The organism is Mesorhizobium sp. M0590 (assembly GCF_040320905.1).
Lineage (GTDB): Bacteria > Pseudomonadota > Alphaproteobacteria > Rhizobiales > Rhizobiaceae > Mesorhizobium.
The window spans coordinates 61,769-83,674 of sequence record NZ_JAMYQN010000007.1 but is presented as its reverse complement, the minus strand read 5'-3'; the positions used below and the strand labels follow the sequence as shown (position 1 = coordinate 83,674).

Below are 21,906 nucleotides of genomic sequence, written 5' to 3'. Positions count from 1 at the left end.
TGGAAATCCATGCATTGCACGGGGCGGCGGCGCCCCTTCACCGAGAGCCGAAAAAACCAAGCGCTTACTGAGCGCCGCCAGTTATTGCGCAGCTTTCGCTTCAACCGGGAGGGTGAAGATGAATGTCGCCCCACGCGGCACGCTATTCTCCGCCCAAAGGCGTCCGCCGTGAGACTCGATGATCGAACGGGAGATCGCGAGCCCCATGCCCATTCCGTTCCCTTTCGTTGTAAAGAACGGCTCGAATATCTTGTCGGGACGTTCGATACCCGGGCCTCGGTCGCGGACCTCGGTCTGGATCGTGTCCTCTATCCGGCGCACGCGCATTCCGAGAACCTTGTCGCCCGCCGTGTTGTCCATCGCCTCCATGCCGTTGCGAATGAGGTTGACCAGGACCTGCTGAATCTGGACGCGATCGAACGCAACCAGCGGAAGGTTGCTTTCGACGTCGATGTCCATGCGAACGCGACGCCGCATGGCTTCCTCGGCCATAAGGTCACGTGCTTCGGCAACGACGCTGGGGATCGGTGTGCTGGTTCTCATTTCAAGCGAAGGTCTGAACAAGGCACGGATGCGGCTGACGACATCCGCCGCCGAGTTGGCATCGCGGATGATACGCTCGGCCGTGATCTTCGCGCGCTCGACGTTCGGGGGCTCGGCGGACAGCCAACGGTGGCATGCGTTGGAGTTGGCTACGATGGCGGCCAGCGGCTGGTTCACCTCATGAGCGATGGATGCGGAGAGTTCGGCAAGGCTCGCCGCCTGGCTCGCACGCGCAAGTCTCTCTTGTGCCAGCCGAAGCTCCTCTTGTGTCCGCACCTCATTTTCGATGTCGAGGCAGATAACGTTCCACTGCACTATGGCGCCTTCAGCGTTGCGCATCGGCGCGGCGCGCGTCTCGACCCAGCGATATTCACCATCGAAGCGCCGCAGACGGTGCCGTCGCGCATACGGCTCGCCTGTGGACAGGCAATGGGCATATCTCTCTTTGACACCTGTCAGGTCGTCGGGATGAACACCGGCGTCGAGTGTGCCAGCCAGCCGGGACTTTCCCGCTTCGTCCAATTCCTCAAGATTGTATCCGAGGAATTCGCGGAGCTGCTGGCTGCGATATATCGGTTCGCCATCCGGCGCGGCGCAATCGATCATTGCCGGCAGCGTTTCAACGAGCTGCCAGAGAGCGCGTTCTCTCTCGCGCAGCGCCTCTTCGACGCGCAGCTGATCGTCGATGTCGTGCGTAAGGCCGTACCATTGGACGATGCGTCCACCCTGGTCCCGCAGCGGCTCCGCGCGGCCCTCCATCCAACGATAAACGCCATCGGCACGGCGCAGGCGATACTTCATGAAGAAGCGCTCGCCGGTGGCAAAGCAGCTGTCGAGTGCTTCCTTCAGGCTGGCTGCATCGTCGGGATGGACGACGGTGGCAATGAAGGCCGCCAGCAGGCTCGTGTCCGGCTTTTCCGCGTCCGCTATGTCCAGGCCGAGAAAATCTATCAGGCGCTTGTTGAAGAAGGTCGGCTCACCGTTGGGAGACAGCCGCCAGAGGTAGCTCGGAACCATGTTGACGAGCTGCGAGAGCTCTCGTTCCCGGTCGTGCAACGCGGCTTGCGTGGTCACCAGGTCATGGATGTCGACGCTCACGCCGTACCATTGGAGAATGCTGCCATCTTCGTCGCGCAGCGGCTCGGCGCGAGTCTCGGTCCAGCGATAGCCGCTGTCGGCCCGCCTCTGGCGATATCTCTGAACGTAAGGCACGCCCGTTGCGAATGAATGGCGGATCGCCTGCCGTGCGGTGTCGATATCGTCTGGGTGGATCACGCTCAGCGACGGCGACCCGTCCGGGGCGGTGATGTCGTGGAGCGTGGCCCCGGTTACATCGGTGAACCGTTTGTTGACGTAGGAAGGCGTCCCTTCCCGTGTCGTACTCCAGATCAAAGCGGGCACGGTGTCGATCAGCTGCTGAAGGCGCCGCTCACTTTTGCGCAACGCGGCCTGCGCGCGCACCTCATCGTCGATGTCGAGAGAAACCCCGTACCACTGCACGACCGTTCCGTCGTCATCGCGCCGCGGCTCGACCCTGCACTCTGCCCAGCGATAGGTGCCGTCTTTTTCGCGCCAGCGAAACCGCATCGCGGAGCCGCCGCCAGTTTCGAAACAGGTCAACAACGTGCGCTGCACCTCGGGCGCATCTTCGGGATGAATCACCTCGTGCAGCAACGTTTCGATGCCCGGCTCGCCGAGCACATCAAAGTTCGCGATAACGGAGCGGAAATGGTCCTGGTATCGCTTGTTGAAGTAGACCGGCCCGCCGGTCGGCATCACACTCCAGATGCGGACCGGCACCGCGTCGATCATGTGCTGAAGTTGCTGCTCGCTCTGCCGCAACGCCGCTTCGGCGTGCATCTGATCGTCTATGTCGTGACAGAGGCCGTACCACTGGACGATGCGGCCGGCGTCATCGCGCATCGGCTCCGCCCGGCTCGACATCCAGCGATAGACGCCATCGGCACGGCGCAGGCGATAGCGCATCGCGAAGCTCGCACCGGTAGCGAAGCAACCACGGAGTGCATCGCCGAATGCTGCCGCGTCGTCCGGATGAACGGCGGCCTGTATCATCACCGCCAGCCGGCTCATGCCCGGTCGGTCCAGATCCGCTACGTCGAGGCCGAGAAAGTCGACCATGCGCCCATTGAAGAAGATCGGCTCGCCGTCGGGATCGAGCCGCCAGATGTGACTCGGGACCATGTCCACGAGTTGCGAGAGTTCCCGCTCCCGGTCGCGCAATGCTGACTCGGCCCGCTTCTGGTCCTCAATGTCTATTGTCGTGCCGTACCATTGAATGATGCGCCCCTGGCTATCGCGAAAAGGTCGTCCTGAGCTTCGAAACCAGCGATAGACGCCATCGGCGCGCCGCAGGCGATGCTCGGTATCATAGGGATCGCCGGTTTCGAGGCAATGCCGCCATCTGGCGGCTACAGGATCATAATCGTCGGGATGGACGGCTCGACGCCAGCCGAACTCATCGTCGTCTTCGGAAGTGTTGAGACCCTCATGCGTGTTGCCGAGGAACGCCAGGGTGTTTGGGCTGACATAGGTGAATCTTCCGGCGGCATCGGCTGCCCACGCGTGGCCGGGCATGCTCTCGATGATTTGCAGCGCAAGCGTTGCTTCGGGGTCGATTTCGCCAAGTGAGTTGGACGCTGCTGTCATTGGCTTCTCCTGTCGGACAAAAAAGCCTGGGGACGGTCAGCGCTTGATATAGCACTTGTTTTCAATATCTGGACAGGCGAACTCACCGCCTAAATCTAGTTCCGCCATGCCTCGGCTGCATCTCATGGAAATCCATGCATTGCGCGGAGATATCGCCGCTACGGGGGCCCTTACGATGGCCTCGCGCGAGGAGCGACGCGGATCGATGCATCAACACATATCACTGGGAATACGAGCCGGACAGGTAAGACGCTACCGCTCGTCGAAGCAGACAGCAGCCACATCGCGCCTGCGAAGAGCAGAATGCCAAATGGCGCAAGCGTGATCAGGCGCATCCCGGTCCTTTGGATGACGAAGCCGGACAACAGAACCTGATCGGTAGTTCGTACTGAACCTCAGCACAGGTCGTATTATCAGTCAGCCGGATTCAGGCGCGCGAACGTGCCGGCGCGGATCTCCGTAGTGCCGAAGACCGCCCACGAGAAAATCCACTTTGAAGTGTTTCCGGATCCATCCTGTGGCAGCAATGATCGCAGAGAGCGCCCTCTTGAAGAGTTCGGTTGTCTTAACGTTCACCTATTTTGACAAGCGCAACACGCATTCGCTGTGCGCAGTTGCGAGGGTTCATGAAAAGCAACCCACTATCTTGCCGCCGGCTAACGCGGTGCGACACGCAGCCCGGCGGCATCGAAGAGATGCATGCGCTCCGGCGGCAGAGCGAGGTTGATCGGCGGCCCTTGCGATTCAACGCCCTGCTGCTTGAGAACGGCGATAAGTTTGCTGTCGCCGGCAATGGTGGCGTGGACAACTGTTTCCGGTCCCAACGCCTCGGCCAGCGTTACCCGCGCTTCCACCGATCCCTTGCCGCCATTCGAAAGTTGGATGTCGTGTGGCCGGATGCCAAGCGTCGCGTCGTCTCCCGGTTTCAGCGCGACCCCGTCGGCGGCGATCGAGGCCGACAGCCCGCCTGGACCTTCGACACGCACCTCGGCGCCGCTTGCCGAACGCACCTTCACCGGCAGCAGGTTCATCCGCGGCGCGCCGATGAAGCCGGCGACGAACAGGTTGGCCGGCGCGTTGTAGAGATCGAGCGGCCGGCCGACCTGTTCGATCCGCCCCGAGCGCATGACCACGATGCGGTCCGCCAGCGTCATCGCCTCGATCTGGTCATGGGTGACGTAGACCATCGTGGTTGCCAGCCGCCGGTGCAGGCCCGCCAGTTCAGCGCGCATGGTGATGCGCAGTTCGGCATCGAGGTTGGACAGCGGTTCATCGAGCAGAAAGGCGGTCGGATTGCGCACCACCGCACGGCCGATCGCCACGCGCTGCTTCTGGCCGCCCGACAATTGACCGGGCCGGCGGTCTAGATAGGGAGCAATTTCCAGCATGCGCGTCGCTTCCGTGATCCGCGCGTCGATCTCGGCCTTCGGCATACGAATGTTTTCAAGCCCGAAGGCGAGGTTCTGGCGCACGCTCATGTGCGGGTAGAGCGCGTAAGACTGGAACACCATCGCCAGACCGCGTTGCGCGGCCGAAACGTTAGTGACGTCGACCCCGTCGATCTCGACCTTGCCGTCGGTCGGCCGATCGAGCCCGGCAATCAACCGCAGCAGCGTGGACTTGCCGCAACCCGACGGGCCGACGAGGACCAGCATCTCACCGTCACCGACGTCGAGGTTGATGCCGTGCAAGATCTTCATCTTGCCGTAAGCGCGATCGATGTTGGTCAGCGTTATCCGTCCCATGACATCCTCACTTCAGCCCGGTGCCGGCAATGCCGGAAGTGATGTAACGCTGCAGGAAGACGAAGACGAGGACGACGGGGATCATCGTCACCACGGTCATCGCCAGGATGTAGTGCCACTGCACGTTTAGCTGGCCGGCATAGGTGTTGAGGCCGACCTGGAGTGTGTAGAGTTCCTTGCGCGACAGCACCACCAGCGGCCACAGAAAGTCGTTCCAGCGCCAGACGACCGAGAAGATCGCCAGCACGGCGAGCGCCGGTGCTGCAAGCGGCAATACGATGCGCCAGTAGATCTGCCATTCGGAAGCGTTGTCCATGCGCGCCGCATCGAGCAGCTCGTCGGGGATGGTCAGCATATATTGGCGCAGCAGGAAGACGCCGGTTGGCGTCGCCACGGTCGGCAAAATCACGCCCCACAGCGAATCGAGCAGTCCGACGGCGCCCACCACCGAATAGAGCGGCACCAGGATGACCGACAGCGGCACCATCAGCGTACCGACGATCACAAGCATCGTCAGATCGCGACCGCGGAACTTGTATTTCGACAAGGCGAAGGCGGCCATCGAATTGGTGAGCAGCGTGATCAGCGTTGCCATTGCCGTCACAAAAACCGAATTGCGCAGATAGCGCAGGAAGTCGAAATGGACGAAGGGCTCGGTGTAATTCTCCGTCGCGAAGCCGATTTCGCGCACCGGCTGCCGGTCGGCGATGTTGACCTTCACGATATCGTTCGGCGCCTGCGGATCCACCATTTGCGCCACGATGCCGATGCGCCGCACCTCGGCCAGCACCTTGGTCGAACCATCCGGCAACTTCACCCTGTAGAGGGTCAGCGGCTTGTCGTAGCCTTCGACCCTCGCGTGTTGGCTGACATAAGGCATTATGGTCGGCGGGAACTCGGCGAGCTGTGCCGGCGTCTTGAATGACGAACCCACCAGCCAGACGGCCGGGCCGAACATGATGACAACGCCGCCGAGCAGCCACAGCCAGCTCACGATATCCGTCCAGTGCCAGCCGCGACCGCCGCGCCGGCGGGTCAGGAATGTCATCACGCCGCTCATTCGCGGGCTCCTTTCCGCTCACCCCGGCGTCCGACCTGCAGCTGAACCAAGGTGAGCACGACCAGCACCAACCCCATCAGGATCGAAGCCGCCGAAGCCAGCCCCGGGTTGCGCAGCAGGGAGGCGAAGCCGATCTCATAGATGTACTGCGTGATATAGAGGGTCGAGGTTCCCGGCCCTCCACCCGTCAGCACATAGACTTCGTCGAAGATCTGCACAGCGCGGATCAGCGCCAGTACGATAACGACAAGCAGATTCGGCATCAGCAGCGGCAGCGTGATGCGCCAGAACACCCGCGCCGGCTTCGTGCCGTCCATCTCGGCCGCTTCGTAAAGGTCGCGCGGGATCGCCTGCAATCCGGCAAGCAAGATCAGCGTATAGAAGCCCATATGTGCCCAAACCGAAACGCTGACCGCGGCGGTGAAAGCCCAGAAACGGTCTGTCAGCCAATTGTGCGGCTCGCCGCCCAGATCATGGACGATCAGGTTGAGCAGGCCCTGGCGCTGCAGGATCCAACGCCAGATCAGGCCGGTGACGACGGGCGACAGCAGCACCGGAAAGAAGAACACCGCGCGCCAGAAGCTGCGCCCGACGATCTCGCGGTTGAGGATCAACGCTGTCGCCATCGACACGACCGTCATCAGCGCCACCTGCACGACGACGAACAGGCCGGTATTGTGCACGGCCTTCCAGAAGAGATCCTCGTGGCAAGTGGCAGTGTCCAGGTAGTTGCCGCAATCGAGCAGGCGCTGATATTGCTCGAGCCCAACATAGGTTCGGTCCTGCAGGAAGTAGGCCGTTCCCGACGTGGCCGAATAGAAAAAGTTGATGATCATCGGCACCAGGACGAAAATGCCGAAGATCGCCATGTTTGGGGCGAGGAAGAACGCGGCCATGCCGCCGGTGCCCGTCGCTCGCTGCCAGAACTTCAGCGGCACGTTGACGATCGACGCCAGCCACACGACCGGCGCCGCGAGGGCGGCGCCAATCCATGCCTTCAGTGTCGCGGCGGCGGTCACTTCGCCTCGGCAACCTTGTCGGCGATATCCTGGTCGATCCTGCCCCAGGCATCGTCGAGGCTGAGCTCGCCGGCCATCACCTGGCTGACGCGCGTCACCAGCGCGGCGAAGTAAGCGTTGGCCCACTTCCACGGCGGCAGCGCATCGGCCGCCGGCAGGGTTTCACCCGCCGCCTTGACGAACTTGTCGAGCGCCGGACCGACGTTCTTGTCGGCCGAGACCCATTTCAGCCCGCCCTTGTCTACGACGCCCTTGTGCGCGGGCAGAAACAGTGTGCGCTCGCTGAACTCTTTTACCACGTCTTCACGGGCTAGATAATCCATGACCTTGGCGACGTCCTTGGGATTCTTCGTGTATTTGATGGCGACCAGCGCCGCGCCGCCCTTCACGCCCGAACAGCCTGCGGTACCGCAAGGCGAGCCGGTCGCCACCCAGTCGAAACTATCGCCGATCTTGGTCGATAGATTGGCGACCTGCCAGCTGCCCGAATAATAAAACGGGATCTGGGCGTTGATGAAGTCGTCGGCGGCCGCGCGATAGGTCGAGCCTGCCGCCGAAACCCAGGTATCCTTCAGCATCAGGCCCTTGGCGGTCCAGTCGACGAGCCTGCCGACGAAAGCCTTGGTGCCGTCGTCCACTTTCGCCGGCATGCCATCGGGGCCGATATAGTTCGCTCCGAAGGAGACATTCGGGCCCGAAATGCGGTGACCGGAACGGTCGATGGCGAAGGCAGCCGGAAGCTGCTGGCTCTTCGCCACCTCGGCGGCGGCGTTGATCCAGTCGTCCCAGGTCGCCTTGTCACCGGGCAGCGGCACGCCGGCCTGTTCGAACAGCGTCTTGTTGGCGAAGCCGCCGGTGAGCGTGAGCTGGGTCATGAAACCCGGGATGGCGTTGGAGCCGTCGGGGCGCATCCAGTCCAGCGTGTCAGCGAAATTGTCCTCCCAATATTTCGGATCGGCCACCAGTGGCCTGAGATCGAGCCAGTGCTGGGCAAGCTCCTTGATGTTTGTGACGCGGGCGATGTCCGGACCCTGGCCGGCTTCGAGCTGGATGGGCAACTGCTCCTGGATCACCTTGTAGGCGACGTTGTCGAGCGTGACGTGGATGTCGGGATTGTCCTTCATGAAGCGGTTCAGAATGTCCTGGATGACATCGCCCTCGACACCGTCCGAATACCACATGATGCGCACGTCGCCGGCAAACGCGCTGGTCGATGCGAGCAGGCTGACCGATAGCGCGGCCAGCAAAGTGCGGGTCTTATTCATGCTTCGTCTCCTCCTTTAGCGGGGCGGCGCCCCGATGGTTCAAGCCTGCTACGCCCTCTCCTCTTGAGCGTCGCAGCCGATCTCCTCCCTACTCTCTGTGCTTCATGCGCATCGCCTCACCGCGCACGGTCCAGTTGGCCGGATCGAGTGTACGTCCCTCAGCCACGATCCTTGCGTCGGCGAGGAAATGCACCGTGCCGTATTCCGGATCCTCGACGATCAACTCGCCGTCGGGACCCGACCGCACCGACAGGTCCCCAAAAACGGCAGTCCAGGCGTCGAGGGCCGGCCGATTGGCATTCCGGTCACCGAGGCGAATGATCCATGTCGTCCTGCGTCCCGCCGCCCGCAACTCGTTGCCGGCCGTCGGGCCGGCCACTACCTGCGTGAGCGGAACATCCGTCTTCAGCATGACGAAGGCGTCGCCCGATTGCGCGAACGCCCGATCGCCACCCACTTGCACGGCATCGAAGGCACGTGCGGGAAACCAGGCGTGCGTGAAGTCGGGCTGTTCATCCGAGCAGGAGAAGCTGACGACGGCGAGGTCGCGGTATTGGTGAACCCGGGGCAAAGTGCCTGAGCCGCCCCAATATGATGGTCTGCCATATCCCGACTGCAGCACTTCGCCGGGGTGGTTGATCCAGATCTGCGCATCCGGATTCTTGCCCAGCCGGGCGTGAATGACGGTCTCCTGATAACCCCATTGATTCCAGCGGTAGCCAGCGGCGCTGCCCATCGCATGGTCGCGCGTCTTGTAGTGGTAGAGCCGCGCGAAGCGGTCTTGTCCCTGCGCAAAAGTCCATTCCCACGCCGTATCGTCGGTGAGGGAAGCAATTGCAGCCAACCCGTCCGGAACGCTCAAATCGTGATCCCGCAGGCAGAGTGCCAGCTGCGGCAGCGCGTGAAAGCGCATGCCGTAGTTGCCCTTGCCCCAAAGCATGCGGCAGATGCCGGATAATTCCAGGGAACGCGCGGCGCGCAGCGTGTGCTCATAGGAGCGGCCCTGCGCCCCGGTGAGGATGCCGCGATGCGCCGAGCGGGCGACTATTTCAAGCAGGCGTATGATTGCCTTGCCGGCACGTTCGGCGATGTCCTTGTCCGGGGCCAGCGCGTAGAGCGCGCACAGGCCCTTGAGGTCGATCGGGAAATAAGGCGCCGAGTTGAACTCGGCCATCTCCCATGCCTCGAAATGGTCGAGCCAGGCGCGTACACGCGCGGCTCCAACCGCGGACTGTTCGCGGCCAAGGCGGCCCGACCGCACGAACCGCACATCAGGCAACAGGCCCCCGGCAATATAGGCGGCGGTGTGGAAGAGCAGCGCGTGGTTCTCGGAGAAGTACCACTGCACATCATTGCCGGGCTCGTCCATCCAGTAGCGATAGCCGAGGATGGCGTTGTCGACGCGCGCGCGCAGGCTCGCTTCCAGCCGATCGCCATAGGCCTTGCGGCACCACAGCAGCGGCACCAGGATGAAGTCGGCGCAATCGTGACAATCCTCGATCGCCGGCAGCGTGCCGGAGATCATGGCGTCGGTCTCGGCGCCCTGCCGCCCGATCGCCAGGCGCGCCAGCGCGCGCACCGTATCGGCCTCGGCGTGACCGGCGACCTCACGCAGGGCTTCATCGATCCGCGCGGTAAGCGTTTCCGGCGCATCGCCCTGACGGCGCGCGTGGCATATCTCGACGCCGAAGACACGCGATACGGCATGGTCTGCGACCGTCAGCGCCACCTTGAAATGGCGAAAGTCGGCCGGCAGCTGCTCGGTATCGGCGATCGGCAGCCGCGTCTGGCCCGCCGGCAGATCGAAGGCGAAGCGCACCGGCGTCTCGATCGACATGAAATCGCCTTCGATCTCGATCTCGACTTGCGCGTCGCGCGGCAGGGCCACGCCGGTGACGAGCGCCACCTCGCCGCCGTCATAGGCGGGACGGTCGAAATGCATGTCGTCAAGGGCTGCTTCCATCGCATCGGCAACGCCGCTCTCGACTTCGATCGGCAATGCCACCGAAGCAGCCGGACCGGACAGATAGTCGAGCTGGAAATAGTAGCGGGCGTCGCGCTCGGCGAGATCGTCGAACCACACGCGAATGTCGTTACGGCCGGCCCGCAGCGCGATCTTGAAGTGCTCGGCACTTTCCAGATTGCGGCCGTAGGGCGCCATCCAGCCGGCTTCCTCGCCATTGGCAAAGAGTGTGGCGCCGCCGCATGTGCGCAGCCGCACCAGCGCCTCGCTAGTCGAGGCAGCCTCGATGGTGGTCTCGGCCCAGGTTCCAAGCACCGTCGGCCGGAACCAGAAGCCCGATAGGTCGATGCGCGGCGAGGCGAAGGGCAGCCAGATGCGCTCGGCGCCGAATTCGGCGCTGACCTGTGGTCGCTTGCCGCGTCGTTCCGCTGCGAACTGCGTGCGGCACGGATATTCGTGGGGAATGAAATTCTTGTGCTTGGTCAGGAAGAAGAAGGGATCCATCTCGCCTTGCATGGGCTGGTCGGCCACGTCGTAGCGTTGCTCGGCGATAGACCCGAGCCGCCAATAGACGATTGGCTGCCCCGCCATGAGCGGCCGGCGCAGCGTAAAATCCGTCCGAACGCTTTGCGCGGCCTCGCTCATCGCAAATCCTTCACGGCAACTGGATCGACATCGGTGTAGGCCTGGTTCTCGCCGGTCATGCCCCAGACGAAGGCATAAGGGCCGGTGCCGGCACCCATATGGATAGACCAGGCAGGCGACAGGACGACGTCGCCGTCAGCGACCATCAGGTGGCGCGTCTTGTCTGGCCGGCCCATCAGATGGATTACACGGTCGGCCTCGGCGAGGTCGAAATAGCAATAAGCTTCCATGCGCCGCTCATGCAGATGCGGCGGCATGGTGTTCCACACACTGCCCGGCGCGAGGTCGGTGATCCCCATCAGCAAGAGGCAGGACGGGGCCACTTCGGGATGGATGTACATACGCAGCGTGCGCCTGTTCGCACGGGCCTCCTCGCCGAGCACAAGCGGCCTGGCTTCGCTGCTGACGATGAGACGGTGCGCAATATCGGCGCCAGCCGGCACCGAGTTCATGTAGAAGCGTGCCGGCCTCTCCGGATCGTCGCTCTCCAGCGTCACCTCACGCGCTCCGCGTCCGACATAGACGATGTCGCGGTTAGCCACGTGAAAGCGCCGGCCGTCCACCGCGACCGTGCCATTGCCGCCGAGATTGGCGATGCCCATCTCGCGCGCGTCAAAGAAGAGCGGGGTGCCGACTTCGGCCCCGTCGCCGAATGCCAGCGGGTTGGCCAGCGGCACCGCGCCACCGACGATCATGCGGTCGACATGGGTGTAGACGAATTCGATCGCGCCAGGCCGGAACAAGCCGTCGACGAGGAACTCGGCCCTCAGCCGGTCCGTGTCCATGCCGGCAATATCGCCCGGCGACGCGCCATAGAGCGTCCGCATCATGCCGCCTCCACCTTCGACTGCAGATGACGCGCCCCTTCGGTCAGGCACAGAATGGCCAGCGCCTGCCCGTAGCCCGTCGGATGGATGGGTATATCGCGATAGAACTGCAGGTCGGCGCCCATGCGTGTGCCATAGGACACGTTCGCCACCACACCTTTGTCATCGATGTTGGCTACCACGGCTTCCAAGGCGCGGAGGCCGGCGGCACGGCACTCTGTCGAGCCGATTCCGAGCCGCGCGGCCTTCATCAACCCGTAGCCGAAGCCGGCCGTGGCGGAAATCTCCTCGTAAGATGTCGGGTCGTCGAGCAGAGTGTGCCATGCGCCCGAACCTGCCTGCACCTCGAGCAGGGCGTTGATCTGCGTGTCCAGCACGCCGAGCAGATAGGCCCGGACCGAAGGTGCAATTTCGGCGAACTCCACCAGTTCCAGGATGCCGACGGTAATCCAGGCATTGCCTCTCGCCCAACGCGCGCGGGCGAAATTGTGCCGTCCCGCGAACGTCCAGCCGTGAAACCACAGCCCTGATGCCGGGTCAGCGAGATAACGGGCGTGGACCAGGAATTGCCTTTCTGCTTCCTCGACGAAGCGACGCTGGCCGGCAGCCTGGCCGTAGGATGCGAGGAACAGCGCCACCATGAACAGCGTGTCGTCCCACAATTCGTCGTCGTTGACCCGGTCCGAAACATCATGCTGGAAACCGCCTTCGGGCGTCCGTGGCAAGGCGGTGGCCACCCGCTCGGCCCATTCGCGCAGCACCGGCTCGAAGCGCGGCTGGCGCCGGCGCCGCCACAATTCGCTTAGCGCCAAAAGGGGCGCGGTGGTGTTGACGTTCATCGCAGGGAGACCGGCAGCGATGCGTCGGTCGTACCAGGCCTCGATCGTCTGCAGCAGCCGATCGTCGCCGGTCTGCGCCCACAGCCGAATCAGCCCGTAGAGCCCGACGCCTTGCGGCCATTCCCAGCTGTCGAAGCTGACATAGTCGCCCGGCGTGCCGTCGAGATTCGGCTCATGGAACCGCCCGTCATGACGCAAGCCGGTCATGCCGGCCACAAGGCTGGCAAGCACGGAATTCAGGCGTTCGGCCGATAGCGGCATCACTCCTCCCGTTTCTCCCGCTTCATCGGAACTGTTTCACAGCCATTTTTCTTGCGCAATCTGAAAATTTTTTGCATTAATCGGATGACTTTGCCGGAGGTGACGGAGCGGATGAATATCCAGGGCAAGCGCGGCCGCCCCAGCCGCCGCATTCGACTTGAAGAGATAGCGGCGCGTTGCGGCGTGTCGGTCAGCACCGCCTCCCGTGCGCTGAGCGGCGTCGGCGGCGTGAGGGACGAGCTTCGCACCAGGATCATCGAAACGGCGAAGTCGATGAACTATGCCATTCCCGCCTCGGTTGCCGGCCGCAAGGTCATCCTGGCCGCAAGCAGCGTGGCAATGGTGGACAGTGCCCGCAATCAGTTCACCTACCATGTCCTTGATGGACTCAACGAGCGCGCCCGGTTGCTGGGCGTCGAACTCGTGACCCGGCCGGTTTCGGCGCCCGAGGACGAAATCGCGCTGCTGCGTGAATCCGAGCGCGACGACAGCGTCGCCGGCTGCCTGTTTCTGACGCTGGACGATGACGATGTGCTGACGCTGACAGCCGGATTCGCCAAGCCGATCGTGCTCGTCAACGGCGACGATCCCTCGATGCGCCATTCGAGCGTGACGCCCTGCAATCGCTCTGCCGCCATGCTTGCGGCGCAGCATCTGATCGGCCTCGGCCACCGCCGCATCCTGTTCCTGATGCGGCGTGGCCGGCGCACGATCGAGCGGCGCTACGAAGGTTGGCGCGACGCGCTGATCACAGCCGGAATTGCCGGCTTCGACGACTTCGTGGTTGAGGTGCAGGACTGGCTGCCGGAACTTGCGAGCAGGGCCGTGACCGAGCGCATCGCGGCCCGTGGCCTCGATTTCACCGCCGTGCTGACGGCCGGCGACAGCTTGGCGTTTGGTGCCATCGCCGGCGTCCAGGAGGCCGGATATTCGGTGCCTGGCGATGTGTCCGTGGTCGGTATGGACGACTTGCCGCTCGCTGCCTTCTGCAACCCGCCGCTGACGGCGATGCACATTCCCATGCGCGAGATCGGATCGGCGGCGCTTAGCCTGCTGCTCGACGATATGGCCCATTCGGGGTCGCCGCCGCGTCGCGTCGAACTTGCCTGCAATCTCGTGGTGCGCCAGTCGACGGCACCAGCCCGAAGCGGCGCCGGCGGTCATCAACTGGCCTCTTGAGCGCGCGACTTGCCGCCAGCAAAGAGCAGCGGCAAACCCTCTTGCGTCTGCAGTTCAAGGACACGTCCAAGCAGGATCATATGGTCGCCAGCCGGGAAGCGGTCGGCGACGCTGCATTCGAACCGCGCCAGTGCGCGCGGCAGCAATGGCACGCCGTGCTCGCTCCACGACAGGTCAAGATCGGCAAAGTCCGTCCCCGACTTCGAAAAACGCCAGCACAGATCGATTTGATCTTCCGCCAGCACGTGAATGGCGTAGTGCGCGGAATTGGCGAAGGCTTCGAACCGGCGCGAGTGGCGGCCGATAGACCAGAGCACCAGCGGCGGATCGAGCGACACGGATGAGAAGCTGTTGGCAGTGATTGCGACCGGGCCGTCGGCCGTGCCGGTGGTGACGACCGTGACGCCGGTGGCGAAGCGCCCGAAGGCATTGCGCAAAAGGCGTGGATCGCACACGACATGCTCCATCAGCGGCGCTCCCCCGTTCCCAGTGGTGTCGCCGGGATCCGTTCCGGCACCCGGCCATAGGCGTGCGGGAGCGAGCATGTCTTGAGCTGAGGCAACACCTTGGTGCCGAAATGACGCGCCTCGTCGAGATGCGGGTAGCCGGAAAAGATGAAGGCGCGGATCCCCATCTTCATATACGTCTCGATTTCCGACAGAACCTGATCGGCCGAGCCCACGAGCGCCGCGCCGCAACCAGAGCGCGCCCGCCCGACGCCCGTCCACAGATGCGGCTCGACATAGCCTTCGGCATCGGCGATCTGGCGGTTCCTGGCTTGGTGCGATACGCCGAGCGATCGGGCGTCGAGCGCGCGCTCGCGGATCGCCCTGCCCTGCTCGTCGTCCAGCTTCGAAACCAGCTCCCGGGCATATTCCTTTGCCTCGGCCTCGGTATCGCGCACGATCATGTGGACGCGCAGGCCGTAGTCGAGCGTCCGCCCATGGCGCTCGGCGCGTTCGTGGACGGCCTTCATGCGGCCGGCAAGTTCCTCCCTGGTTTCCGGCCACATCAGGTAGACATCGCACTGTTCGGCGCAAAGCTCGAGCGCGTCGGGCGAATAACCGCCGAAATAGAGCAGCGGGCCGCCATTTTGCTGATAGGGCTTCGCTGGCGCCGTCGAGAGTCCTTTGTAGCGATAGACCTCGCCCTCGAAATCGATGCTGTCCCTGGTCCAGGCCTGGCGCAGGATCTGCACAACCTCGCGCGAACGCTGATAACGGTAGGCGCTGTCGGCCGTCTCGCCCGGAAAGTCAGACGAAATGATGTTCACCGTCAGCCGGCCTTCCAGCATGTGATCCAGCGTCGCAATCGTGCGCGCCAGCATGATCGGCTGCATCTCGCCGCAGCGCACCGCGGCGAGCAGATTGATCTTCGAGGTGATCGGCGCGCAGCCGGCTACGAAGCTCAGCGTGTCCTGGCCGACCTGATAGGACGACGGACACAGGATGTTGCGGAAACCTAGTTCCTCGGACGTCTTCACGATCTCGGAGCAATGCGCCCAGCTCGAGCGCAACGCGCCGTCCGGCACACCGAGATAGCGATAGTCGTCCGAGCAGAGTGCGGCGAACCACGAGACTTCGGCTGCATCGAGATCCGGCGAAGTGATTGGGACGATGCTCATTGCCACTCTTCAAAAAAGAAGCCCGGGCCATTCTTCAAAGAGGTCCGGAGCTGCGAATAGGGCTTGCGTAGCATTCGTTTTGGTGTAGATCAATACTGTATCAATTTGAGCCAAACCCCGAAACCGGGATGCGATTGGAACGCGGGATGCATTTGACAAGGGCTGACCCCGGCCACCGATCCAGCCAGATGCGTGGGCCCTTGCCTGTGCACTTGCAGACCAGCGAAATGCTGATCCGCGAAATCGCGGCCGGACGGCTGGCCGACGGGGCGCGGCTGCCGCCCGAGCGCGAGATGGCCGCGAGCCTTGGGATTGCCGTCGGGACGCTCAGGAGGGCGCTGGCAGATTTGACCGAAAAGGGCCTTCTCGACCGCATCCAGGGCTCGGGTAACTATGTGCGGGCGCGCGGCGACTTGCTCGGGGTCTATGCTTTCTTTCGCCTGGAGCGTATCGGCGGCGGCGGCCTGCCGAGCGCCGACGTGCTGTCCGTCGAGCGACTGCGCAAGCCCGCCGACATGCCGCAATTCGGCAGTGCCGGCGAAGCCCACCGTATACGCCGGCTGCGGCGGCTCGACGGCGAGCCGGCCGCGGTCGAGGAGATCTGGCTGGACGTCAGCCGCGCCGAGCGGCTCAAGCGCGAGGATTTGTCGGAATCCCTCTATCTCCACTACCGGCTCGCGCTCGGCTTTTCGATCGTTCGCGCCGAAGACCATGTTGCCGTCGCACCCGCGCCGGACTGGGCCCCGCTCGAATTCAGGCCACCGCCGGGGACGGTCGTGGGGTTCATAGAACGTATCGCCTGGGCTGGCGACGGCGCCAGCGCGGAATATTCCCGCAGTTGGTTCGATCCGGGCGCGGCGCGGTACGTCACGCGTTTCAGATAGGCCGGAGGAAGACGCAGCGTGACCAGATCATCGATCGGCTACGGCATCATCGGCTGCGGCATGATGGGCCGCGAGCATATCCGCAATATCGCTCTGTTGCCCGACGCGCATGTGGCCGCGATCGTCGAGCCGGACCCCGGCATGTTGGCGGCGTCGCTGGCGACGGCGTCGGGCGCGCGATCGGCGGCATCGATCGCCGAACTGCTGGCCATGGACGAGGTGGACTGCGTCTTGATTGCCAGCCCCAACCACCAGCACCTCGGTCAGATGGAACAGATCGCCGCACTTCGACCACTGCCGGTACTGGTGGAAAAGCCGCTCTTCACCGAGGGCGCCGACGAGGGGCGGATCGCGGCGTTGAAAGCTCGGCTTCCGCTCGTCTGGGTGGCCATGGAATATCGCTATATGCCCCCCGTCGCCGTATTCGTCGAGCAGGCGGGCCACGCCACCGGCGGCATCCGCATGCTGACGATCCGCGAGCACCGCTTCCCATTTCTGGCCAAGGTCGGCGACTGGAACCGCTTCAACCGCAACACCGGCGGCACGTTCGTCGAGAAGTGCTGCCACTTCTTCGACCTGATGCGGCTGATCCTCGGATCCGACCCCGTCCGCGTGATGGCGAGCGCTGGACAGGCCGTAAACCATCTCGACGAACGCTATGGCGGTGAGAGGCCGGATATCCTTGACCATGGCTATGTGCTGGTTGATTTCGCGAGCGGCGCGCGCGCCATGCTGGAACTCTGTATGTTTGCTGAGGGCAGCCGCTACCAGGAGGAACTCTGCGCTGTCGGCGGCGACGGAAAGATCGAGTGTCTGGTGCCCGGACCAGGCCGTTTCTGGCCGACCCACCTTGACCCTGCGCCAGTGCCCCAGTTGATCGTTAGTCCGCGCAATCCGCCTGGACCACGACTGCTGGAGATTCCCGTCGACCCCCGGCTGCTCGAGGCAGGCGACCATAACGGTTCGACCTATTTCGAGCACGCCCGCTTCACCGCTGCGGTGCGCGGACAGAGCAAGGTTGAAGTGACCTTGCAAGACGGCTGGTGGGCCGTCGTCATGGGTCTCGCCGCCCAGAGATCGGCCCGCGAAGGCCGCGCCATCGAACTCGCCGGTGAATTCGCCTTGCCGACCTAAGGCCGACCACGCATTCAGCGGACCACCGAGTCAGATGCGCCGACCGGTTGCTGCGTCGAACAGATGCGCACAGGCGCGGTCGATTTCGATCCGCACTCCTTCGCCTTGCTTGAGCGCAAGCCTTTCTCGGAACAGGCAGGAGATTTCTTCACCGGAGCAGTCGACCCTGGTGAAGATTTCCGAGCCGGTCGCCTCGAGAAGCGTGATCGTGCCCGGCACGCCCTGCCCGGTTGCCCGGATATGTTCCGGTCGAATGCCGTAGACGAGTTCGCGTCCCGCGGCATCCGCCGGCTGGGCGCCTTCCGGCAACGGCAGGATCAACCCGCCGGCGCTGCGGAACACGCCCTCCTCGATGCGGCCAGCGATGAAGTTCATGGCGGGCGAGCCGATGAAACCGGCAACGAAGAGGTTGGCCGGATGGTCGTAGAGGTCCAGCGGCGCGCCGATCTGCTCGACCAGGCCGTCATGCAGCACGACGATCTTGTCGGCCATCGTCATGGCCTCGATCTGGTCGTGCGTGACATAGATCGTCGTGGTACCCAGCCGCTGGTGCAGGGCCTTGATCTCGCCGCGCATCTGGACGCGCAATTTGGCATCGAGGTTGGAGAGCGGCTCGTCGAATAGGAAGACCTGCGGGTCGCGTACGATCGCGCGACCCATGGCAACGCGCTGGCGCTGGCCGCCCGAAAGCTGGCGCGGATAGCGGTCAAGCAGCTTTTCCAGGCCGAGGATGCCGGCTGCCTTCCTGACCCGGCCAGCGGTATCGGTCGGGTCGGCTTTCTTGATCTTGAGGGCAAAGCCCATATTGTCGGCCACAGTCATATGCGGATAGAGCGCATAATTCTGGAACACCATGGCGATGTTCCTGTCCCGTGCCCGCAGATTGTTGACCATACGCTCGCCGATGGCGATCTTCCCGCCGGAGATCGTCTCAAGGCCTGCGATCATGCGCAGCAGCGTCGATTTTCCGCATCCCGACGGGCCGACCAGGATGACGAACTCGCCATCGGCGATATCGACGCTGACGTCGTGAATGATCTTGGTGGCCCCGAAGGCCTTCTGCACGTTGTTGATCGTTACCGATGCCATTGGATCTTTCCTGGAAAAAGAGTGATGTCAGGGCGCGCCCTCAGCCGCCCTTGACGGCGCCGGCGGTCAGCCCCGCGACGATCTGCCTCTGCGCGAACATGGTCAGGATCAGCACCGGCAACGTCACCACCAGCGCCGCCGCGGCGAGCGGCCCCCAGCTGACCTGCTCGTAGGACAGCATGTTGTAGACGGCGACCGGCAGTGTGCGCGTCTCACGGCTGGCGAGCACCACGCCGAAGACGAAATTGTTCCACGAGAAGATCACGGACAGGATGAACGCGACGACGATGCCCGGCTTGGCGATGGGCAGGGCAACCAGCCGGAAAACCTGCCAGGAGCTGGCGCCGTCGATGTTGGCCGCCTCTTCCAGTTCCATCGGCGTGGTCTCGAAATAGCCGATCATCACCCACACCACGATCGGCACCGTCACCACCAGATGGATGATGATCTGCGGCCACAGCGTGCCGAGTATCCCGATCCATTGGAACAGCAGAAACAGCGGGATGAGATAGGATAGCCCAGGCGTCATGCGGGCGATCATAATGACGACCGCCGATCGTTCAGCCTTGAGCCGTGCGATGCCATAGCCGGCCGGTACGCCGATCAGCAGCGCCAGCAAGGTCGCCGTGCCGGTCACCAGAACCGAATTCCAGAGATAGAGCAGGAAATTGTTCTCCTCGAACACTTTCACATAGTTCGACCAGGCGAAACGTTCGGGGATCAGGATCGGCGGATAAGCACCGTTATCGATTTCGAATTTCAGCGACAACGAGATCATCCAGAGGAAGAACAGGATCGCCGGCGAGACGAAAACCAGGGCAGCGAAAAACAGCCCGATCTGGTTGAGCAGCCGTGAACTCATCTATTTGCCCTCCGTATCGATCCACTGCGAGCGTTGGCGCAGCATCAGCAGGACGAAGGACAGGGCCACGATGACAATGAAGAACACCACGGCCATGGCCGAGCCGTAGCCGATATCGTAGTAGGAGAAGGCGGTGTTGTAGAGATAGATGTTGATGGTCTCCGACGCCGTTCCCGGCCCGCCCTGGGTCATCGCGTAGATAATGTCGAAGCTCTTCAAAGCATCGATGGTGCGGATGATGACGGCAATCATCAGGAATGGCGCGATCATCGGCAGAGTGAGATAGCGGAATTGCTGCCAGGCATTGGCGCCGTCGATCTCGGCGCTTTCGAAGGGCTCGCGCGGCACCGAGGCCAGCCCGCCAAGCACGATCAGCATGACCAGCGGCGTCCACTGCCAGGTCTCGACCGCAACCAGCGACGGGATGACCGTGTTGGCGTTGAATATCCATTCCTGAGCCGGGATGCCGACCAGCGACAGCAGGTAGTTGAGCACGCCAAGCTGAGGATGGAACATCATAGTCCAGACGAGTGCCACGGCAACGGGCGTCGCCATCATCGGCATGACGAAGACGCCGCGCAGCAAGCCGCGCAGCGGAAACCTGGCATCGAAGATCAGGGCGGCCAGAGTGCCCAGCAGCATCGGCGCTGCAACCGAGAGGAAGGTGTAGGTCAACGTATGAACAAGGGATTCCCAGAAACGTGGGTCGCTGGCCAGGCGGAGATAGTTTTCCATCCCGGCAAAGCTCCGCGACTGGCCGAGCGTCCAGCGATTGACGCTCATCCACAGGGTGAAAGCCCAGGGGAAAACGATGACGGCGCCGACGACGACGAGTGCGGGGACAACGAAAGGCCAGTAGTTGGGAGCCAGCCGGATCGTCTGGCTCCCGTCGATAACCGGCATCGTCACCCCGGTCTGTTCTGGGGTGGTGGCCGACATCAGCCCTGCTCGCTCCTGTCGAGAACCGGCTGGAACTGTTCGGTGGCCTTCTTCAGCTCCGCGGCGGGATCGGCGCCGGCAATCATGTTGGTCAGCGCCACGCCATAGATGTCGCGGAATTCCGTGACCGGGATGATGACCGGCAGTGCCAGCCGACTGATATTGCCCGAGCCGACCACGGCATCAAGCCAGCTTGCCGGCATGGTGACGCCTTCGCGCACCTTGGGATCCTCCAGCACGGATTTGCGGAACGGAACGCCGGCGCCGGCCTGCAACAGCCGTGCACCCATGGTTGGCGATACCGCCCACTGGCAGAACAGATAGGCAGCCTCCTTCTTCTCGCTGGCGGCGGTAACGCCAATCCCGTCGCCGAAGGTGCCCGAGGCATGCGCCTTGGGACCCTTGGGCATCACGCCGTAACCGACCTTGCCGACTACCCTCGATTTTTCCGGATTTTCCATCGGCGGGGCAAAACCCACGCCGTCGAGCCACATGCCGATCTTGCCCTGCAGGAAGGCCGACTGTGCTTCGGCCCAGTTGAACCCGGTAACGCCCGGAGGGGCGGACTTGGTCATCAATCTTTGATAGAGCGCGGCAGCCTCGATCGCCTCGGGAGCCTCGGTGCGCAGCTTGCCCTTGTCATCTAGCGGCGTCATGTCGTAGCCGAGCATCAGCGACGTCCACACCGGCGTGTTTGCGTTCTTGAGCCCGCGGGCGACGAAGCCGTATGTATTGGTCGAGGGGTCGGTCAGCGCTTCGGCGGCTGCCACCAGTTGCTCGAAGGTCTCTGGGTATTTGAGGCCCTTGGCCTCGAACAGCTCCTTGTTCCAATACAGGATCCAGTAGTCCACCGAGAACGGTAGCGAGCGCAGCACGCCCTGGCCGTCCTTGGCAAACAGCATGCCGGCTTCGGCGAAGTCGCTTTCGACCAGCGCCGGGTCGGTGAGCGACGGATCGGCGAGATAGCCGGCGATGTCGGCCAGCCAGCCACCCTTCTCGAACTGGCGCTTCTGCACGTGGTAGCTCAGATGCACGACGTCGAAGCTCGGCTTGCCCGAGCTCAACTCGATCACCGTCTTCTGGCGCTGCTGCTGCTCGGGCGTTGCCTCGGCATTGACCTTGATGCCGGTCAGTTCCTCGAACTCGGCGAGATATTTCAGGATGGTGTCGCTGCGCGGGCTTTTCACCAGATTGACGTCAAGCGTCGTCCCGGCAAAGCGTTTCCAGTCAACGCCTGCGGCAAAGCCGGGGCGAAGCCCCACAAGGCCGGCAGCGGTTAGCGCCGCGGTTCCGGCAAGGAGTTGCCTCCTGGTTGGGTTGAACAGATTGGACGACATTTCTTCCTCCCGGTTGCTGTCGTT

17 protein-coding genes are annotated in these 21,906 nt (G+C 63.3%); 3 read left to right on the top strand and 14 right to left on the bottom strand.

What is annotated here, in order from left to right:
* Positions 1-81: 81 nt before the first annotated feature.
* The 8 genes from NKI52_RS13885 to bglB all read right to left on the bottom strand — a co-directional run bounded on the left by NKI52_RS13885 (position 82) and on the right by bglB (position 12,834).
* Positions 82-3,210, bottom strand: coding sequence for a PAS domain-containing protein (locus NKI52_RS13885; protein ID WP_023674194.1), 3,129 nt, complete (start codon positions 3,208-3,210; stop codon positions 82-84).
* A gap of 656 nt (positions 3,211-3,866) precedes the next feature.
* Entirely contained in the window at positions 3,867-4,955 is a 1,089-nt protein-coding gene (locus NKI52_RS13880; RefSeq protein WP_023674193.1) for an ABC transporter ATP-binding protein, read from the bottom strand.
* A gap of 7 nt (positions 4,956-4,962) precedes the next feature.
* Positions 4,963-6,015, bottom strand: a complete 1,053-nt coding sequence (locus NKI52_RS13875) for a carbohydrate ABC transporter permease (RefSeq protein ID WP_023674192.1) — start codon at positions 6,013-6,015, stop codon at positions 4,963-4,965.
* Positions 6,012-7,034, bottom strand: coding sequence for a carbohydrate ABC transporter permease (locus NKI52_RS13870; protein WP_502896943.1), 1,023 nt, complete (start codon positions 7,032-7,034; stop codon positions 6,012-6,014). The genes NKI52_RS13875 and NKI52_RS13870 overlap by 4 nt, the downstream gene beginning before the upstream one ends.
* The gene (locus tag NKI52_RS13865) at positions 7,031-8,299 is read right to left on the bottom strand and encodes an ABC transporter substrate-binding protein (RefSeq protein ID WP_352592478.1); all 1,269 of its coding nucleotides are present in this window, start codon (positions 8,297-8,299) and stop codon (positions 7,031-7,033) included. Before NKI52_RS13865 ends, NKI52_RS13870 begins: the two co-directional genes overlap by 4 nt.
* A gap of 88 nt (positions 8,300-8,387) precedes the next feature.
* A complete protein-coding gene (locus tag NKI52_RS13860; RefSeq protein WP_502897752.1) occupies positions 8,388-10,907 on the bottom strand; it encodes a hypothetical protein in 2,520 nt (839 codons plus the stop codon).
* Positions 10,904-11,737, bottom strand: a complete 834-nt coding sequence (gene kduI, locus NKI52_RS13855; protein ID WP_051406061.1) for a 5-dehydro-4-deoxy-D-glucuronate isomerase — start codon at positions 11,735-11,737, stop codon at positions 10,904-10,906. The genes NKI52_RS13860 and kduI overlap by 4 nt, the downstream gene beginning before the upstream one ends.
* Positions 11,734-12,834: a beta-galactosidase BglB gene (bglB, locus tag NKI52_RS13850; protein ID WP_352592475.1), complete on the bottom strand. Its 1,101-nt coding sequence runs from the start codon at positions 12,832-12,834 to the stop codon at positions 11,734-11,736. Before bglB ends, kduI begins: the two co-directional genes overlap by 4 nt.
* Before the next feature lie 111 nt (positions 12,835-12,945).
* Here bglB and NKI52_RS13845 point away from each other — a divergent pair, with 111 nt between their 5' ends.
* The gene (locus tag NKI52_RS13845) at positions 12,946-14,013 is read left to right on the top strand and encodes a LacI family DNA-binding transcriptional regulator (protein ID WP_352455781.1); all 1,068 of its coding nucleotides are present in this window, start codon (positions 12,946-12,948) and stop codon (positions 14,011-14,013) included.
* Here NKI52_RS13845 and NKI52_RS13840 read toward each other — a convergent pair.
* Together NKI52_RS13840 and NKI52_RS13835 are read right to left on the bottom strand one after the other, a co-directional pair.
* Positions 13,998-14,480: a flavin reductase family protein gene (locus NKI52_RS13840; protein WP_023674185.1), complete on the bottom strand. Its 483-nt coding sequence runs from the start codon at positions 14,478-14,480 to the stop codon at positions 13,998-14,000. The two genes, NKI52_RS13845 and NKI52_RS13840, sit on opposite strands and share 16 nt — an antisense overlap.
* Complete coding sequence (locus NKI52_RS13835) at positions 14,480-15,637, bottom strand: LLM class flavin-dependent oxidoreductase (protein WP_352571375.1); 1,158 nt, start codon at positions 15,635-15,637, stop codon at positions 14,480-14,482. Before NKI52_RS13835 ends, NKI52_RS13840 begins: the two co-directional genes overlap by 1 nt.
* Positions 15,638-15,864: 227 nt before the next feature.
* Between NKI52_RS13835 and NKI52_RS13830 the strand changes: the two genes are divergently transcribed.
* A complete protein-coding gene (locus NKI52_RS13830) occupies positions 15,865-16,521 on the top strand; it encodes a GntR family transcriptional regulator (RefSeq protein WP_352592469.1) in 657 nt (218 codons plus the stop codon).
* Positions 16,522-16,581: 60 nt separating this feature from the next.
* Positions 16,582-17,655, top strand: a complete 1,074-nt coding sequence (locus tag NKI52_RS13825) for a Gfo/Idh/MocA family protein (protein ID WP_502897756.1) — start codon at positions 16,582-16,584, stop codon at positions 17,653-17,655.
* Between the two features lie 30 nt (positions 17,656-17,685).
* Here the strand turns inward: NKI52_RS13825 and NKI52_RS13820 are convergent, their stop codons facing one another.
* The 4 genes from NKI52_RS13820 to NKI52_RS13805 are packed head-to-tail and all read right to left on the bottom strand — an operon-like array spanning position 17,686 to position 21,882.
* Positions 17,686-18,744 carry an ABC transporter ATP-binding protein gene (locus NKI52_RS13820; RefSeq protein WP_352698293.1) on the bottom strand — a complete coding sequence of 353 codons (1,059 nt, stop codon included), beginning with the start codon at positions 18,742-18,744 and terminating at the stop codon, positions 17,686-17,688.
* 40 nt (positions 18,745-18,784) lie between these two features.
* The gene (locus NKI52_RS13815) at positions 18,785-19,606 is read right to left on the bottom strand and encodes a carbohydrate ABC transporter permease (protein ID WP_023674179.1); all 822 of its coding nucleotides are present in this window, start codon (positions 19,604-19,606) and stop codon (positions 18,785-18,787) included.
* A complete protein-coding gene (locus tag NKI52_RS13810; protein WP_245274609.1) occupies positions 19,607-20,509 on the bottom strand; it encodes a carbohydrate ABC transporter permease in 903 nt (300 codons plus the stop codon). It lies immediately after the preceding gene.
* Positions 20,510-20,544: 35 nt separating this feature from the next.
* The gene (locus tag NKI52_RS13805) at positions 20,545-21,882 is read right to left on the bottom strand and encodes an extracellular solute-binding protein (protein WP_023674177.1); all 1,338 of its coding nucleotides are present in this window, start codon (positions 21,880-21,882) and stop codon (positions 20,545-20,547) included.
* Between the last annotated feature and the right edge of the window lie 24 nt (positions 21,883-21,906).